This window comes from Dactylosporangium sp. NPDC051485, from assembly GCF_040682015.1.
Taxonomy (GTDB): domain Bacteria; phylum Actinomycetota; class Actinomycetes; order Mycobacteriales; family Micromonosporaceae; genus Dactylosporangium.
The window spans coordinates 50,231-66,191 of sequence record NZ_JBFAZW010000064.1 but is presented as its reverse complement, the minus strand read 5'-3'; the positions used below and the strand labels follow the sequence as shown (position 1 = coordinate 66,191).

The window sequence follows — 15,961 nt, the reverse complement described above, 5'->3', positions numbered from 1 at the left end:
GCCGGCCCACCCCGTTCCCGGCCGCGGGGACTACGGCGTCCGCGCCGTTCGGGCCTTCGGGCTTATCCACCCCGGCGGCCCGGCCCCCGCGGACCAGCACCCGCTCGACCGGCACCCCGAACCGCGTCCGGGCGCCGAGCCCGCGCGCGGCGTCGATGAGCGCGCCGGTGACCGCGACCGGGTCGACCGATCCGTCGCCGGGGCGGTGCAGCGCGCCGGGGGAGGGGTCGCGCAGGTTCGGCTCCAGGGCCGCCACCCGGTCGGCGGCGAGCAGCTGCGCGCCCGGCACCGGCCCGTCGGGCGCCGGCCAGGTCAGCGAGCCGGTCCACCGGATCTCGACCCCCGGCACCTCCGCCTCGAGCCGCCGCCAGTGCGGCAGGACCTCGTCGCGCAGCGCGGCCGCGCCGCCCGGGAACTTGCCGGAGGTGCCGATCCACCCGAACGAGGCGCCGGTGGCCCCGGCCGCCGGGCCGACCGCGTCGACGAGCGTCACCTCCGCGCCGCGCCGGGCGGCCGCGTACGCGATCGCCGCTCCTACGATGCCCGCGCCGACCACCACGACCCGCATCGACAGAGCCTACCGTGGGTACGTCGATCGGGCACAGATCGTGCTCAGTACATGAGCTCCCGCAGGCGGCCCAGGTCGATGGCGTCGCCGCCGGCCGGCTGCGGGTTGCGCTGGGCCTCGGCCAGGTGCGCGGCCGCGAGGCGGTGCACCGCGTCGGGCTCGCCCGCCTCGATGTGGGCCAGGATCCGGCCGTGGATCTCGCCCGAGGCCTTGCGTTTGCCCAGCGGCACCGAATGCGGCTCGGTCCGGTTGGCCCAGTCCTCCTCGTGGCTGGACCAGACCGCCTCCAGCGCGCCGGCGAGCGCGATGAGCGGCCGGTTGCCGCACAGGCTCACCAGCGCCTCGTGGAAGCGCCGCGACACGGCCACCGCGGCCGGGAGGTCGTCGATGCTGGCCAGGTACTCCTCGTGCAGCTCGCGCAGCCGCGGGACGACCACCCGGCGCCGGTCCTGGCGGGTGGCGCACAGCGCGGCGCAGGCCGGCTCCACGTGCCGCAGGGCGGCCGCGACGTCGCCGATGCCGGCCTGCTGGGCGGCGAGGACGAGCCCCAGGTTGTACCCCAGGTTGGCCGGGGACGGCCGGTGCACCACGGCACCGCCCAGCCGTCCCCGGCGTACCGTCACCAGACCCTCGGCCTCCAGGATGCGCATCGCCTCGCGCAGCGTCGGCAGGCTGACCGGATAGCGGCGGTTCAGCTCCTCCGCCTTCGGCAGCGGGTCGCCGTCGGCCAGCTCGCCGCCGATGATCTGCGCTCGGATGTGGTCGGCCACCTGCTCGGCGAGCCGATGGACGCGCACCTGGGGCTCCACGGTCGGTCAGCCTAGTAGGCGTCGGGGTCCTGCTGGACGGCGGCGGGCACCGGATGGCGGTACAGCCGCGACGCGTTCTCCCACGTCATCTTGCGCACGTCCGCGGCCGGGAGCCCGCCGATCTCCTCCTCGATGGTCCGCTGGGTGTGCGGCCAGGTCGAGTCGCAGTGCGGGTAGTCCTGCTCCAGCATGATGTGGTCGACGCCGATCACGTCGCGCAGGGCGAACGACGAGGGGTCCTCGACCGCGCAGAAGTAGAAGTTGCGCAGCAGCACCTCGGCGGGGGTCAGGTCGATGCCCTTCCACGTGCCGTACATCTCGTGGTAGCTCAGCATGTGGTTGAGCCGGTCGACCAGCCCGGGCACCCAGCCGATCCCGCCCTCCGACAGCACGATCTTGATGTCGGGGAACCGGACCGGGATCCGCGAGTAGAGCCAGTCCACGGCCGAGAACATCGAGTACCCGAAGAAGAGCACGCCGACGACGTCCGGCGGGGCGTCGGGGGCGGTCGACGGGGAGGTGCCCGACGATCCGATGTGGAGGTTCACCACGGTGCCGGTCTCGGCGCAGGCCCGCATGATGGGGTCCCAGTGCCCGGTGTGCAACGACGGCAGGCCCAGCATGTGCGGCGCCTCGCTGAAGGTCACCGCCTTGAAGCCGCGCTCGGCGTTGCGGTAGATCTCCTGGGCGCCCACCTCGGGGTCGAGGAAGTACGGCAGCTGGCAGGGGATCATCCGGTCGGGGTAGGCGCCGGACCACGCCTCGAGGTTCCAGTCGTTCCAGGCCCGGGTGGCGGCCAGGGCCAGCTCCTGGTCCTTCGTGGACAGCTGGATGCGCTGCCCGGCGAAGCCCGGCAGGAACGACGGGAAGCACAGCGAGGCGTACACCCCGCTCAGGTCCATGTCCTTGATGCGCTCGTGGATGTCCCACGAGCCGCGGCGCATGTCGTCGAAGCGGCTGGGCTCGAAGCTGTACTCGTCGACGGGCCGGCCGACGACGGCGTTGAAGCCCACGTTGGGGAACTCGTTGCCGTCGTACACCCAGATGTGGCTGCCGTCCTTCTCGATGACGTGCGGGGCCTGCTCGGCGTACTTGGCCGGCATCCGCCCCTCGAAGGCGTCCGGCGGCTCGACGATGTGGTCGTCGACGGAGATGAACGTGTACTTGCGCTCCTGCCGCGGCGGCTCGGGCAGGAAGGTGACCTTGTCGCGGCTGGCGGTGGTGAATCCGGTGCTGTGCAACAGTTCGTCGATGTTCGCCATGTCGGGGCTCCTTACTCGAGTACGTCGGGTTCGTCGCGCAGCAGCCGGCGGACCGCGCCGGCCCAGAACACGTCGGTGCCGCGCTCCAGCAGCGAGCGCTTCATGCCGTGGCGCAGCCCGGGCGCGATGGCGAGCGGGTCGCGGCCCAGCAGCATGACGTCGTAGGCGAGGCGGCAGGCCCGGTCGATGCTCGCCGAGCGGTACGTCGCCTCCTGGATCGTCGGCGCGGTGACGATGATCCCGTGGCTGGCCAGGATCACCACCGACTTGTCGCCGATGCGCCCGGCCAGGTCCGCGCCCAGCTCCGCGTCGTCGACCTCGCCGGTGTACTCGTGCACGAAGGCCAGGTCCCCGTCGAACATCGAACCGGTCTGGTGCACGATCTCGGGCAGCACGCCGACCGCCGCGAGCACCGTCACGTAGTACGGGTGGTTGTGCACCACGACCCGCGCGTCGGGCCGCCGCCGGTGCAGTTCGGTGTGGATGTGGAAGGCCGGCGTGACGTCCCAGCGCCCGGAGACCGGCCGCCCGTCGCGGTCGACCACGCAGAGGTCGGAGGCGGACACCTCGTCCCACCACAGCCCCCACGGGTTGATGTACATGTCCCCGTCGTCGTTGCAGACCATCGTGATGTGCCCGGCGATGTTCTCGCTGAACCCGTCACGGGCCAGGATGCGAAACGCACAGGCCAACGCCTGCGCGTCGCTGAGCTCGACTCCGATCGGCGGCGTGACCCGCGGCGCCCAGACCGCCGTGCCGCCCTGCTTTACCGGCATCGCTCCTCCTCTGCCGTCGGCTCAAATCTTGTAAAAGATTTAGCAACTTATGCGGCGCCAGGCAAGCAATCGCTTGGTTGGATTTTGCATCAAACTGCTTTGATGCGCTCGCTTGGCGGAGAGCCGATCGACCGGTACGTCCGGGTTCCGTCCTCACCGAGGCATTGGAGGGGTTCGCCGTGCCGCGCCCTGGCCGCGGGCGCGGAGCATCGCCGGCTCGACTTCAGTGGGTCGCGGCCATGGTCGCCGGGTTGACCTCAGTGGGTCGCGCCCGCGGTCGCCGGGTTGACTTCAGTGGGTCGCGCCCGCGGTCGCCGGGTTGACTTCAGTGGGTCGCGCCCGCGGTCGCCGGGTTGACTTCAGTGGGTCGCGGCCGCGGTCGCCGGCTCGGCGAGGAGCTCGGCGGGGAGCCGGTGCGGGCGCACGACCAGCCACAGCGTCAGGGCGGCCGCGGCCATCCCGCCGAAGACCACGATCGCCATCGCGAGGGCGTCCACCCCCAGCATCCCGACCAGCGGCGCCGCCAGCGCGCCCGCGCCGAACTGGACCGCGCCGAGCAGGGCGGCGGCGGTGCCGGCCGCCTCGCCGTGGCGGGACAGGGCGATCGCCGGGGCGTTGGGCATGGCCAGGCCGACCATGGCCAGCACCGTCCACAGCGGGATCAGCACGCCCGGCAGGCCGCCCGTGCGGGTCGCGGCCAGCAGCACGAACACCGCGCCGGCGGCCGCCCCGGTGACCAGCGCGCCGAGGAGGATGCGCTGCGGCGTCCAGCGGCGCAGCAGGCGCACGTTGAGCTGGGTGGCGGCGATCAGGCCGACGGCGCCGCCGGCGAAGACGTACGCGAACTGCTGCTGGGAGAGGCCGAAGCCGTCCTGGAAGACGAAGCTGGAGCCGCTCACGTAGGCGATCAGCGCGGCCATCGACAGGCCGGCGACGAGGATCAGGCCGACGTACACCCGGTCGGCGAACAGGCGGCCGTAGTCGCGGGCGGTGCCGGCCACGCCCCCGGCGCGGCGGCGGGCCGGGGGCAGGGTCTCGGGCAGCGCCACCGCGGTGGCGACCAGGATGGCCAGGCCCGCGGCGGCGAGCACCACGAAGACGCCCCGCCACTGGGTCAGGCGCAGCACCAGGCCGCCGATGGTCGGGGCCAGGATCGGGGCCACGCCGACGACGAGCATGAGCCGGGAGAGGATGCGGGCCGCGGCCTGGCCGGTCCAGAGGTCGCGCACCACGGCCATGGCCACCACCGACGCGGCGGCCGCGCCGAGGCCCTGCATGACGCGCAGGGTCCCGAGGACGGCCAGGCTCGGGGCGAACACGCACAGCACCGACGCCAGCACGTGCACGCCGATGCCGGCCAGCAGGGGCAGCCGGCGGCCCAGGGCGTCGGCCAGCGGGCCGACGATCAGCTGGCCGACGGCGAGGCCGGCCAGGGTGCCGGTCAGCGTCAGCTGTACCGCGGCCGCCGAGGCGTGCAGATCGTCGGTGATGGTCGGCAGGGACGGGAGGTACATGTCGATGGTGAGCGGCCCGAGCGCGGTGAGGAAACCGAGCAGGAGCACCAGACCGAAACGGCGCACGACCAACGTCAAGGCGGCCCGGCGCCAGAATGTTCCGGGCCGGGCCGATTCGGTAATGCTGGTCACTGCCGCGTGGGGACGGCCCATCGCTGCACATGGAAAGCTGTCCGGGTCGCGCAGGTTGCGTGACGCAGGGAAATCAGCTGGAGGTGCGGTGGGGGCCAATCTCGATGAACGCGGCCGGCCGTGGACAATTTCAGGCGGCGGACCAATCATCGTGGTCCCGGCAGAGATTGCCGGGCATTGGCGGGGGACGTTGCCTCCCGTGGGTGCTGAGGTTCCTGACGGGTGGACCTGGGGCGATGCGAACGGCCCGGAGTGTGACTACGACCGGGCCTGCGATCCGCCGGTGTTCGAGGGAACGCCGTACGGTGGCTTCGGGTGGGTCGAGGTCCAGGGTCGGCCGGTCCTGGTCCTGGACGGTGAGATCCACACGTGGTTCGAGGCGGACAGCGAGGGCGGGGTACTCGTGCGCTCGTCGATCAGTGAGGCCGATGACGACCCTGAGAAGGTTCCCGCAGCGAGCTGGCGTTCGGTCGGGGTGGACGTCATCTCGCTGACCGACGGTCGCCTGTACATGTTCGATGCCGCTGCGGAAGGGGCCGCGGATCCGGCGCAGATTCCGGCGAATGACGGGGTAGGCGTCATCACGCTCGGGGCCGGGCGCTGGCAGGTGGCTTTTGCCACCACCGCGGACGAGACGGATTTCATCCGCTTCCGTCCCGCCCTGAGGTGAGCAACGGCCGAGGTGGGGCCGCCGGGCCGAAGGAACATGTGCCGGTGTGAGGGTTCGCGTCCGGGGCGGGGTGGGTTAAGGTTTGCGCGTGTTCTCGCGCATGACCGCTTGGTGGCCCGCCTCGTAGGCGGCCCCTTCCTCGTCATGCCGACGGCCGCCTCCGGGCGGTCGTCCTGTCCTTCCCGGGGGCCTCGACTCCGGAGGGAATCCCCATGCTCGCCACCATCGAATCCTGGCCCGCGCTGCTCGCCCGGCTGCTGGCCGGCCGTGACCTGACCGAGGGCGAGGCGGCCTGGCTCATGGACGAGGTGATCCGCGGCGATGCCTCGCCGGTGCGGCTGGCCGCGATGCTGGTCGCGTTGCGGGCCAAGGGGGAGACCGCGGCCGAGCTCGGCGGGTTCGTCGCCGCGCTGCTGCGGGCGGCCACGCCGGTGCCGGTGCCCGGGCCGACGCTCGACCTGGCGGGCACCGGGGGCGACGGCACCAACGCGGTCAACCTCTCCACCATGGCGGCCATCGTCGCCGCGGCGGCCGGGGCCCGGGTGGTCAAGCACGGCGGGCGGGCGGCGTCGGCGACGAGCGCGGGGTCCGCGGACGTGGTGGAGCGTCTCGGCGTACCGCTGGATCTCACCCCGAGCGCCCACGCCGCCGTCGCCGTGGCGGCCGGGATCACGTTCGTGTTCGCCGCGCACGCGCACCCGGGGATGCGCCACGCCTCGCCGGTGCGGCGGGAGCTGGGGGTGCCGACCGTGTTCAACCTGCTCGGGCCGCTCATCAATCCGGCCGGTCCGACCCATCGGCTGGTCGGGGTGGCCGACGGGGGCAAGGTGCCGCTCGTCGCCGAGGTGCTGCGGGCGCGCGGGGCGAGCGGGCTGGTGGTGCGCGGGGACGACGGGCTGGACAAGCTCAGCACGGCCACGACCTCGCAGGTGTGGGAGGTCCGGGAGGGGACGATCGCCCGCACGGTCCTCGACCCGGCCGCGCTCGGCATCCCGGCGCCGGCGCCCGGTGCCCTGCGCGGGGGCGACGCGGCGGCCAACGCGCGGGTGGTGCACGAGGTGCTGGCCGGGCGGCCGGGCGCGGTCCGCGATGCGGTGCTGCTCAACGCCGCCGCCGGCCTGGTCGCCGCCGACCCGGGCGACGACGGGCCGTTCGTCGACCGCCTGAAGACCCGGTACGCGCGATGCGCCGAGGCGATCGACTCCGGCGCCGCCGCGGCCACCCTGACCCACTGGGCGAAGTCCGCGAGAGCCCGAGCCTGATTGGCGAAACGAGGGAAGCGAGGGCCCGGGCCTCACGAAACAAGGAGCCGTGAGGGCCCGGGCTTCACGAAAACGAGGGGCGGGCGGGGCACCGGCCCCGGCCGCCTGATCTCAGGAAACGGTGTAGGGGATGGTGAGGGTCGACTGGCTGCCGTTGGCCGCCGACGCGTCGATGCGGACCGTCGTCGGGGCGTTGCCGATGGCGTTCCAGACCTCGACGCGCACGCAGCCGTGGTTCATCGCGGCCAGGGTGCCCGTCGCCGACGCCAGGCCGGCCGCCTGGGTGTACGCCTCGGTGCCCACGACCGGGTCGGTGGCGAAGTACCGGTACGTCTCCACCCGCCCGTAGCTGCCGCCGCCGGTGAAGTCGTACGACACCCGGGCCTGGACCCCCTGCCCGACCGCCGTCGCGGCGTCGACCTGCAACGAGAACGCGGTCTGGCCGCCGTTCAGGCTGCCGGTGATGCCGCAGGCCTGGTAGGTGACCGGGTTGTGCGGGGTGCCGTCCCAGTTGCCGTTGGCGGCGCTGACGTTCTGCGTCGTGGCGCCGCTGCCGGCCACAGTGGACAGTGCCGGGCCACTGCGGAGGTAGAAGAGGTTGGACCCGGCCGGCGGCGGGGAGGAGGGCGGCGGGGAGGACGGGGGCTGGGACGACGGGGGCTGGGACGACGGCGGTTGCGACGACGGCGGTTGCGACGACGGCGGCGTGCTCGTGCCGTTGCCGCCCACCCACGTGTACGCCCCGGTGGTCGCCGTCTTGCCGGCCGGCACGTTCAGCGTGCGGCCGTCCGAGAACGTGACGGTGATCGGCGCGGTGCCGAGGTTGGTCGCCGCGTAGGTGCGCGCGCCGTTCTTGGCGAATACGGCGTACAGCGGCGTGTTCGCGGTGACGCCGGTGTCCACCGGCCCGAGCGCGGCCAGGTTGCGGATCCAGTGGAAGGTGTGCGCCTTGCTCTCGCCCTCCTCCGGGGTGTACCCCGGGTTGGCCCGGAAGTTGGCGAGGGCCTGGTCACCGTTGCCCAGGGCGAGGAACGACCACAGCACGTCCTGCCATACCGTCGGCTGCCCGCCGTTGTTGGTCACCATCTCGTTCCAGTTCGTGGTGACGTACGACGGCCGGTAACCCAGGTAGAACGAGCCCCCGGTGACGGGCAGCATGTTGATGCCCTGGATCATCTCGGGCTCACCGCTGAACCAGGTCGCGTAGGCGCCCCCGTCGCCCCAGACCATGCCCACGGTGCTGTGCCCGAACGCGGCCGGGAAGTTCTGGTCGGACGAGTCCAGCCAGTACTCCTGGATCGCCTGCGCCTGCGTGGTGTAGAGGAACAGCCCGGCGTCGCGCAGCGTGGTGTTGCCGGTGGCGATGCCCCACTGGATCATGGCGTTGGCGAAGTTCATGCCCTCCGACGAGGACTCCTGGTTGTTGCCGGCGAAGAAGTTGCCGTGCCCGGAGGCCCAGTCGTGCCCGGCGTAGATGTCGAAGTCGCGCAGGAACGGGAACATGGTGTCGTTGCGGTCGGGGTTGTCGGCGTCGCGGATCAGCAGGTTCACCATCCCGCCGTACGCGCCCGGGGCGGCCCACGCCGGGTCGAACTTGGCCAGGGTCGCGGCCGCGGCGATGTAGTAGCCGTAGTGGAAGTGGTGGTCGTTGAGCTCGGCGTCCGAGCCGTAGGAGGCGGGGTAGCCGATGAGCGTGCCCCAGTTCTGGTCGTAGGCGAAGAGCCGGCCCGTCTCGCCGGAGCTCGCCGTGAACCAGTCGGTCAGGCGGGTGCGGATCGCGGCCAGCAGGCTGTCGCGCTGGGCGGTGCGGCCGAGCTGGTCGGCGAGCTCCGCGGCGCGGGCGGCCCGGCCCAGGCCCTTGCCGGTCCAGTAGGTGTCGTTGCCGAACGCGGCCAGGGGGTCACCGGTGGCGACCTGGTCCAGATAGCCGCCGACGGTGGTCAGGTCGGCGCCGGAGGAGTCGGCCACGGCGGGGATCTCGGGCAGTACACCCTGGAACTTCGTGGCCGTCGTGAACGCCGCGGCGCCGGCCAGCACCTTCATGGTGCCGCGCGGGGACACGTAGGTCTGCGCGATCGGGCTGCCGCCGGTGAGGTACTTCCACTGGTGCGGGTACAGCGCGAGCACGGTCCCGGAGCCGGTGCCCTCACGGGCCGTGGTGGTGAACGAGTACGTGGCGTTCACCGTGCTCGCCGCCTGGTTGAAGCTCCAGGAGATGCGGGTCCCGGTGACGTGGTTGTGCGCGTACTGCCCGTAGGTGTTCGCCAGCGTGGTGCGGTCGGCGGCGGGCGTGGACGGGGTGGTCGGCAGCAGCGCCACCGAGTAGTAGTCCTTGCCGGCCAGGGTGGACGTGATGGCGGTGCCGGCGACGGTCCACGTGGCGCCGGTGGGCGCGTAGGCGACGTAGTCGTGGCCGCGGACGGTGAACCCGACCCGGTTGCCGCTGTTGGTCCAGACCGTGGGCGCCCCGCCGAAACTCAGCTGGGCGTTGCCGCCGCTCGTGCGGGCGTAGACGAAGGGCAGGCCGTGGCCGATGGTGGCGCGCAGGGTGCGGGCGCCGTCGGACCACGACGGCGTGACGGTCCAGTCCGTCCAGCCGTCCACCAGGGTGTTCGGCGCGTTGAGGCCGGTCACGCCGAGGGTGAACTCGGTCGTGTACGGGTAGTGGTACTCGCCGGGGCCGGTGGCCGTGCCGGAGATGGCGGCGTCGGTGGTGTACGAGACGCCGAGGCCGCCCGCGGACGGCTGGAACGCCATCGGGTGCGCCTGCAGCGGCGAGGAGAACGCGCAGTCGGTCCGCTTGAACAGCAGCGACGACCACCAGTCGTTGGTCGGCACCGGGCCGGCCGGGGCGTTGGCGGTGAGGTACTGGCGCGGGTTGGTGGCGATGCTGCCGCAGCCGGTCGGACCGGTGGTGCCGGCCGGGCGGGTCGTGGCGTAACTGCCGGAGCCGATGGTGGCGGCCTCGGCGCTCGGCAGTGTCATGACGGTCAGCACCGCGGCGGCCGCGGCGACGACGAGGGCGGCGGCCGCGGCGGGCCGGCCTCGGGCAAGGCGCATCAGGACTCCCTGTGTAGTGGCGGGCTTGCGGGGGGTCCCTGGGAATGATGGGCGATCGTCGCGATCAATGTCAATGCCGCGACGCGGGAGAGCGCTTTCTGGTAACGTTGCTGAGCTGTGTATTTGCGATGAGAGCGCTCTCGGCCGGCAGGTCAGGGTGCCGGTGACGTCCTGGCTTGGGCCTGGAAAGCCGACACCGGGGCCGCCGTCGCGCCCCGAGAGGGCGAGCGGCGCGGCCCCGGTGCGGGGGAGCGGTCTCAGCCCGCGGCGGAGCGGAAGACCGGGTACATGCCGCCGGACTGCCCGGCCGCGGTCGGGTGGTAGGAGACGGAGAGGTTGAGGTAGTTCAGCGCGTGCAGCCACTTGTCGCCGTAGCTGCACAGCTGGTGGCCGACGAACTGCGAGCGCACGTCGGCGAACTTCGCGCCGGCCGCGGCGGCGGCCGTCTTGGTGACGTCGTCGAGGAGGTTGATGCCCTCGTCGATCTTCGCGCGGGAGTTGGCGCTCAGCCCGACGCAGACCGTGCCGAGCTGGTAGAAGACCGGGTAGCCGACGACCACGATGCGGGCCGAGGGGGCGTGGGAGCGGATGCCCTTGTAGACGCCCGCGAGCCTGGCCGGCAGTTCGTTGCGGACCTTCGTCTCGGCGGCGGCGACGGCGGCGATGCAGTCGGACTCGCCGGAGAGCACGCAGGTGGACATGATGCTGGAGAAGCCGATGTCGTTGCCGCCCACGGTGACGCTCACCAGCGTGGTGCTGGTGGACAGGGCGGACAGCTGGCCGTTCACGACGTCGGCGGTGGTGGCGCCGGAGCAGGCCACCGAGCGGTACGCGGCAGGGTGGACGTTCGCGTTGTACAGGGCGGAATAGGCGTTGGTGCTGCGCTGGCAGGAGCCGCCCTCCGAGGTGTAGCTGTCGGCGCCGACGCCGGAGGCGTAGGAGTCGCCGAGGGCTACGTACCGGTCGGAGGCCGCGGCCGCGGCGGGGGAAGAGGCGAGGAGCGTGGCGCCGATGGCGGCGGCCACGCCCAGGGCGAGGGTGACGAGACGGGTTCTCCGCACGTTGCACTCCAGTGGTGCCGGGGGCATGTGCGGAGATTGATATCAAACGATGGTTAAGGAGTAAACCCTTCCGGTTGAACGAACGGGTGCGGCGGGATCAGCGCCCGACGTACGCCGCCAGGTGCTCGCCGGTGATGGTCGAGCGGCCCGCGACGAGTTCGGCGGGCGTGCCCTCGAAGACGACCCGCCCGCCGTCGTGGCCGGCGCCGGGGCCGAGGTCGATGATCCAGTCGGCGTGCGCCATGACGGCCTGGTGGTGCTCGATGACGATGACCGACTTGCCGCCGTCGACGAGCCGGTCGAGCAGGCCGAGCAACTGCTCGACGTCGGCCAGGTGCAGCCCGGCGGTCGGCTCGTCGAGCACGTAGATGCCGCCCTTGTCGGCCAGGTGCACGGCGAGCTTGAGCCGCTGCCGCTCGCCGCCGGACAGCGTGGTCAGCGGCTGGCCCAGGCTCAGGTAGCCCAGCCCGACGTCGGCCAGCCGGTCCAGGACGGCCGAGGCGGCCGGGGTGCGGGCCTCGCCCTCGGCGAAGAACCCGGCGGCCTCCGTGACTGACATCGCGAGCACCTCGCTGATGTCCCGCCCGCCGAGGCGGTACTCCAGCACCGAGGCGTCGAAGCGGCGCCCCTCGCAGTCCTCGCACACGGTCGCCACCCCGGCCATCACGGCCAGGTCGGTGTAGATGACCCCGGCGCCGTTGCAGGTCGGGCAGGCGCCCTCCGAGTTGGCGCTGAACAGTGCCGGCTTGACGCCGTTGGCCTTGGCGAACGCCTTGCGGATCGGCTCCAGCAGGCCGGTGTAGGTGGCCGGGTTGCTGCGCCGGGAGCCGCGGATCTGGCTCTGGTCGACGGCCACCACGCCGTCGTGGCCGGCCACCGAGCCGTGGATGAGCGAGCTCTTGCCCGAGCCGGCCACACCGGTCACCGCGACCAGCACGCCGAGCGGGATGTCGACGTCGACGTCGCGCAGGTTGTGCGCCGCGGCGCCGCGCACCTCGAGCCGACCGGTCGGCTTGCGCACGCCCGCCTTCAATGCGGCCCGGTCGTCGAGGTGCCGGCCGGTGATCGTGTCGCTGGAGCGCAGCCCGTCGAAGCTGCCCTCGAAGCACACCGTGCCGCCGGCCGTGCCCGCGCCCGGGCCGAGGTCGATGACGTGGTCGGCGATCGCGATGGTCTCCGGCTTGTGCTCCACCACGAGCACCGTGTTGCCCTTGTCCCGCAGCCGCAGCAGCAGGCCATTCATCCGCTGGATGTCGTGCGGGTGCAGGCCGGTGGTGGGCTCGTCGAAGACGTACGTCACGTCGGTGAGCGACGAGCCGAGGTGCCGGATCATCTTGACCCGCTGGGCCTCGCCGCCGGACAGGGTGCCCGACGGCCGCTCGAGGGCGAGGTACCCCAGCCCGATCTCGTCGAAGGACTCCAGCGTGTGGGCGAGCGCGTCCAGCAGCGGACCCACCGACGGCTCCCGCAGCCCGCGGACCCAGGCCGCGAGGTCGCTGATCTGCATCGCGCACGCGTCGGCGATGCTGATTCCCTCGATCGTGCAGGAGCGGGCCGCCTCGGCCAGCCGGCTGCCCTCGCACTCGGGGCAGATGGTGAACGTGACCGCCCGGTCGACGAACGCCCGGATGTGCGGCTGCAGCGCGTCGCGGTCCTTCGACAGGAACGACTTCTGGATCTTGGGTACGAGCCCCTCGTAGGTGAGGTTGACGTTCTCGATCTTCACCTTGATCGGTTCGCGGTACAGGAAATCCTGCATTTCCTTCTTGGTGTACTTGCGGATCGGCTTGTCCGGGTCGAGGAACCCGGACTTGGCGAAGACCCCCACCGTCCACCAGCTGTCGACCTTGTAGCCCGGAATGGTGATGGCGCCCTCGTTGAGGGACTTGGCGTCGTCGAAGAGCTGCGTGAGGTCGATGTCGTTGACCTTGCCCAGCCCCTCGCAGCGCGGGCACATGCCGCCGACGCGGTTGAAGGTCTTGCGGACCGTGGTCTTGCTGCCGCGCTCGACCGTGATCGCGCCGGCCGCCGAGACCGACGGCACGTTGAACGAGAACGCGTTCGGCCCGCCGATATGCGGCTTGCCCAGCCGGCTGAAGAGGATGCGCAGCATGGCGTTGGCGTCGGTGGCGGTGCCGACGGTGGATCGGGTGTCGGCCCCCATCCGGGCCTGGTCCACGATGATCGCGGTGGTCAGCCCGTCGAGCACGTCGACCTCGGGGCGGGCCAGCGTCGGCATGAAGCCCTGCACGAAGGCGCTGTACGTCTCGTTGATCATCCGCTGCGACTCGGCCGCGATGGTGCTGAACACCAGGGAGCTCTTGCCGGAGCCGGAGACGCCGGTGAAGACCGTCAGGCGCCGCTTCGGGATCTCGACGCTGACGTCCTTGAGGTTGTTCTCGCGGGCGCCGTGCACGCGGATCAGGTCATGGCTGTCGGCTACGTGCCCGGCGGCCTCGCTCATCGTGTCCTCCATTGGATACGCCCGTTCCCGCGCCACCCTATCGGCGCGGGAACGGCGCGGTCGGCGTTACTTGTCCTCGAGCAGGCCCAGCACGTTGCCGTCGGCGTCGGTCACGGTGGCCACGCGGCGGCCGTGACCGACCTCCTTGGGGGCCTCCTTGACCGCGCCGCCGGCCCCGGTGACCTCGGCGATCTTGCCCTCGATGTCGGTGACGTGCCAGTACGCGACCGGCCCGCCCTGGCCGCCGCCGGGCACGAGGCCGATGTGCTGCCCGGCGACGTCGTAGCCGACGTAGTACTCGCTGTCGGCGGTCGGCTCGGCGCCGAGCAGGGCGGTGTACACGGCCTTGGCCTTGGCCAGGTCGGAGACGGGGTGCAGGATGGTCTTCACGCCCAGGACGTCGGACATAGCTCCTCCTCAGGTGATTGTCACGCTCGGTGATGTCCACGCTAGTTGCGCCCGGGCGGGCGCGCTTCTCGAATCCTGCGCGGAGTAAGCTCGGTCCCCGATGACCACCGTGCAGCGTGACTGGCCCGGCCTCGTGCGCCGGCTCATCGACCGCACCGAGCTGCAGCTGCTCGACGTGCTCGACGGACTGCCGCCGACCTGGCTGGACGAGCCGGTCGAGCCCGGCACCAACACCATCGGGTGGCTGCTGTGGCACCTCACACGCAGTCACGACCGCAACGTGAGCGAGCTGCACGGGCGCCCGCAGCTGTGGGTGGACGCCGGGTGGCACGCGACGTGGGGGATGGCCGCCGACCCGGACGAGACCGGCTACCGGCACGGCCCCGCGCAGCTGGCCGCGTTCCGCTCGCCCGGCATCGACGCCGTCGCCGGCTATCACGACGCGGTCGTCACGATGATCCGGGGGTACCTCGGGCAGAGCCCCGCCGACGACCTCGACCGGCCGGCGTTCAGCCCGACCTTGGGCGACACCGTCACCGTCGAGGAACGCCTGGTGGGAGTCGTCATGGAGGGGTTGCAGCACGTGGGCCAGGCGGCCCTGCTGAAGGGCATCCTGCAGCGGCGTTCCGCTTGACCGGCGCTCCCGGGCCGTTCTGACAGCGTCCGCGGCCGGGACGGCTGCGTGTGGTCTTCGCGGGGCGCGCGCAGGCGGAATCCTGGCCCGTCGCGGGCCGGCGTGATCGGCAGGACGCGGCCCGACTACAAGAGCCGCTCGGCGATCGCGTCGACGACGGCGGGGTCCTCGGTGAGGACGGGGTCGCCGGGGCGCGGGTCGTGGAAGACGAGGTCGGTGAAGCCGAGTTCGGCGTACCGGCCGGCGAAGTCCTCGAACGCGTCGACGCTGGCCAGGGGGCGCTCGTCGGTGTTGCCGATGAGGAAGTACCGCCGCAGGCTCCCCGGATCCCGCCCGAGCGCGGCGCACCGCTCGTCCAGCCGCGCCGCCTGCCGGCGCACGGCCGCCTCGGTCGCCGCGGCCGACTGGTCCTCGGCGCCCGGGTCGCCGTAGGTGATCCAGGCGTCGCCGAGGCGGGCGGTCAGGTCCAGCGCCCTCGGCCCGGCCGCGGCGACCGCCAGCGGCAGGCGGGGGCGCTGGACGCTGCCGGGGATCATGCGGGCCTCCTCGGCGCCGTAGAAGCGGCCGCGGTGGTTGTAGGACGGGGCGCCGAGCAGCCCGTCGAGCACCTCGACGAACTCGGTGAACCGGTCGGTCCGCTCCCGCGGCGAGGGCGCTTCCCCGCCCAGGACGGTGGCGTCGAAGCCGGTGCCGCCGGCCCCGACGCCGAGGATCACCCGCCCGGCGCTCACGTGGTCGAGCGTCATCGCCTCCTTGGCCAGCGTCACCGGGTGGCGGTAGTTGGGGGAGGCGACCATCGTGCCCAGCCCGACCCGCTCGGTGACCCCGGCCAGCCCGGTGAGCCAGGGGATCGCGGCGTGCCAGGGCAGGTCGCGGTACCGCCGCCAGGAGAGGTGATCGTAGGTCCACAGGTGGTGGAAACCGAGCGCCTCCAGGTGCCGCGCCCGTTGCACCGACTGGGCCCACGGGTCGGCCGGAAGCAGCAGGACACCGATGCGCACCGCGCGATCCTACGCAACCGGCGGGCACCGCCGGGCGCAAATGCGGGTCTTGACACAGACCTGCCCGGCGGCGACAGCTATCGATAAGCAATGTGGCATTATGCACTAGGGCGCGAATGCTTGCCGTCGATCGTTCCCGTGAGCCGAATGTCGGTCATCGCGGTTGATGAACATTCCCTCAAATCGAGTCATATCCGGAAGTGCCGGTACATCGCCGGGCAGCCCTCTTGATCGATTTGCCCGTTGTTACCCGAAGCGCCACAACGACGCCACGTCCTGGCCGGACTGTCGCCTTGTTGTCCACTGTGGAGCAAAATTCGCGCAGCCTGGTGTGCCTGCG

General features: G+C 72.1%; 13 protein-coding genes. 3 read left to right on the top strand and 10 right to left on the bottom strand.

Going from position 1 to position 15,961, the window contains the following annotated elements; translation table 11 throughout:
- The 5 genes from AB0M46_RS31310 to AB0M46_RS31290 form a co-directional block, all read right to left on the bottom strand.
- Positions 1–568: FAD-dependent oxidoreductase (locus AB0M46_RS31310; protein WP_363341845.1), on the bottom strand; the 568-nt coding region annotated here is incomplete at its 3' end.
- A gap of 44 nt (positions 569–612) precedes the next feature.
- Positions 613–1,377, bottom strand: a complete 765-nt coding sequence (locus AB0M46_RS31305; RefSeq protein ID WP_363341843.1) for a GntR family transcriptional regulator — start codon at positions 1,375–1,377, stop codon at positions 613–615.
- Between the two features lie 11 nt (positions 1,378–1,388).
- Positions 1,389–2,639, bottom strand: coding sequence for an amidohydrolase family protein (locus tag AB0M46_RS31300; protein WP_363341841.1), 1,251 nt, complete (start codon positions 2,637–2,639; stop codon positions 1,389–1,391).
- 11 nt (positions 2,640–2,650) lie between these two features.
- A complete protein-coding gene (locus AB0M46_RS31295; RefSeq protein WP_344611555.1) occupies positions 2,651–3,415 on the bottom strand; it encodes a class II aldolase/adducin family protein in 765 nt (254 codons plus the stop codon).
- Positions 3,416–3,774: 359 nt separating this feature from the next.
- Complete coding sequence (locus AB0M46_RS31290; RefSeq protein ID WP_363341839.1) at positions 3,775–4,995, bottom strand: multidrug effflux MFS transporter; 1,221 nt, start codon at positions 4,993–4,995, stop codon at positions 3,775–3,777.
- A gap of 265 nt (positions 4,996–5,260) precedes the next feature.
- Between AB0M46_RS31290 and AB0M46_RS31285 the strand changes: the two genes are divergently transcribed.
- Together AB0M46_RS31285 and trpD are read left to right on the top strand one after the other, a co-directional pair.
- Positions 5,261–5,731: a hypothetical protein gene (locus tag AB0M46_RS31285; RefSeq protein WP_363341837.1), complete on the top strand. Its 471-nt coding sequence runs from the start codon at positions 5,261–5,263 to the stop codon at positions 5,729–5,731.
- Positions 5,732–5,943: 212 nt separating this feature from the next.
- Positions 5,944–6,993, top strand: coding sequence for an anthranilate phosphoribosyltransferase (trpD, locus tag AB0M46_RS31280; protein ID WP_363341835.1), 1,050 nt, complete (start codon positions 5,944–5,946; stop codon positions 6,991–6,993).
- A 111-nt stretch (positions 6,994–7,104) separates the two neighbouring features.
- Here the strand turns inward: trpD and AB0M46_RS31275 are convergent, their stop codons facing one another.
- The 4 genes from AB0M46_RS31275 to AB0M46_RS31260 all read right to left on the bottom strand — a co-directional run bounded on the left by AB0M46_RS31275 (position 7,105) and on the right by AB0M46_RS31260 (position 13,986).
- The gene (locus tag AB0M46_RS31275; protein ID WP_363341833.1) at positions 7,105–10,053 is read right to left on the bottom strand and encodes a glycosyl hydrolase; all 2,949 of its coding nucleotides are present in this window, start codon (positions 10,051–10,053) and stop codon (positions 7,105–7,107) included.
- Positions 10,054–10,310: 257 nt separating this feature from the next.
- Entirely contained in the window at positions 10,311–11,114 is an 804-nt protein-coding gene (locus tag AB0M46_RS31270; RefSeq protein ID WP_363341831.1) for an SGNH/GDSL hydrolase family protein, read from the bottom strand.
- 97 nt (positions 11,115–11,211) lie between these two features.
- Positions 11,212–13,578, bottom strand: coding sequence for an excinuclease ABC subunit UvrA (locus AB0M46_RS31265; RefSeq protein WP_363341829.1), 2,367 nt, complete (start codon positions 13,576–13,578; stop codon positions 11,212–11,214).
- Positions 13,579–13,644: 66 nt separating this feature from the next.
- Positions 13,645–13,986, bottom strand: coding sequence for a VOC family protein (locus AB0M46_RS31260; RefSeq protein WP_363341827.1), 342 nt, complete (start codon positions 13,984–13,986; stop codon positions 13,645–13,647).
- A gap of 100 nt (positions 13,987–14,086) precedes the next feature.
- Here AB0M46_RS31260 and AB0M46_RS31255 point away from each other — a divergent pair, with 100 nt between their 5' ends.
- Positions 14,087–14,620, top strand: coding sequence for a DinB family protein (locus AB0M46_RS31255; RefSeq protein ID WP_363341825.1), 534 nt, complete (start codon positions 14,087–14,089; stop codon positions 14,618–14,620).
- Positions 14,621–14,745: 125 nt separating this feature from the next.
- Here AB0M46_RS31255 and AB0M46_RS31250 read toward each other — a convergent pair whose 3' ends face one another.
- The gene (locus AB0M46_RS31250) at positions 14,746–15,621 is read right to left on the bottom strand and encodes an LLM class flavin-dependent oxidoreductase (protein ID WP_363341823.1); all 876 of its coding nucleotides are present in this window, start codon (positions 15,619–15,621) and stop codon (positions 14,746–14,748) included.
- Positions 15,622–15,961 lie beyond the last annotated feature (340 nt).

Excerpts from the sequence above, each read along its gene's own strand:
- AB0M46_RS31300 (WP_363341841.1), bottom strand. The coding sequence starts at position 2,639 with ATGGCGAACATCGACGAACTGTTGCACAGCACCGGATTCACCACCGCC.
- AB0M46_RS31295 (WP_344611555.1), bottom strand. The coding sequence starts at position 3,415 with ATGCCGGTAAAGCAGGGCGGCACGGCGGTCTGGGCGCCGCGGGTCACG.
- trpD (WP_363341835.1), top strand. The coding sequence starts at position 5,944 with ATGCTCGCCACCATCGAATCCTGGCCCGCGCTGCTCGCCCGGCTGCTG.
- AB0M46_RS31275 (WP_363341833.1), bottom strand. The coding sequence starts at position 10,053 with ATGCGCCTTGCCCGAGGCCGGCCCGCCGCGGCCGCCGCCCTCGTCGTC.
- AB0M46_RS31265 (WP_363341829.1), bottom strand. The coding sequence starts at position 13,578 with ATGAGCGAGGCCGCCGGGCACGTAGCCGACAGCCATGACCTGATCCGC.
- AB0M46_RS31260 (WP_363341827.1), bottom strand. The coding sequence starts at position 13,986 with ATGTCCGACGTCCTGGGCGTGAAGACCATCCTGCACCCCGTCTCCGAC.
- AB0M46_RS31255 (WP_363341825.1), top strand. The coding sequence starts at position 14,087 with ATGACCACCGTGCAGCGTGACTGGCCCGGCCTCGTGCGCCGGCTCATC.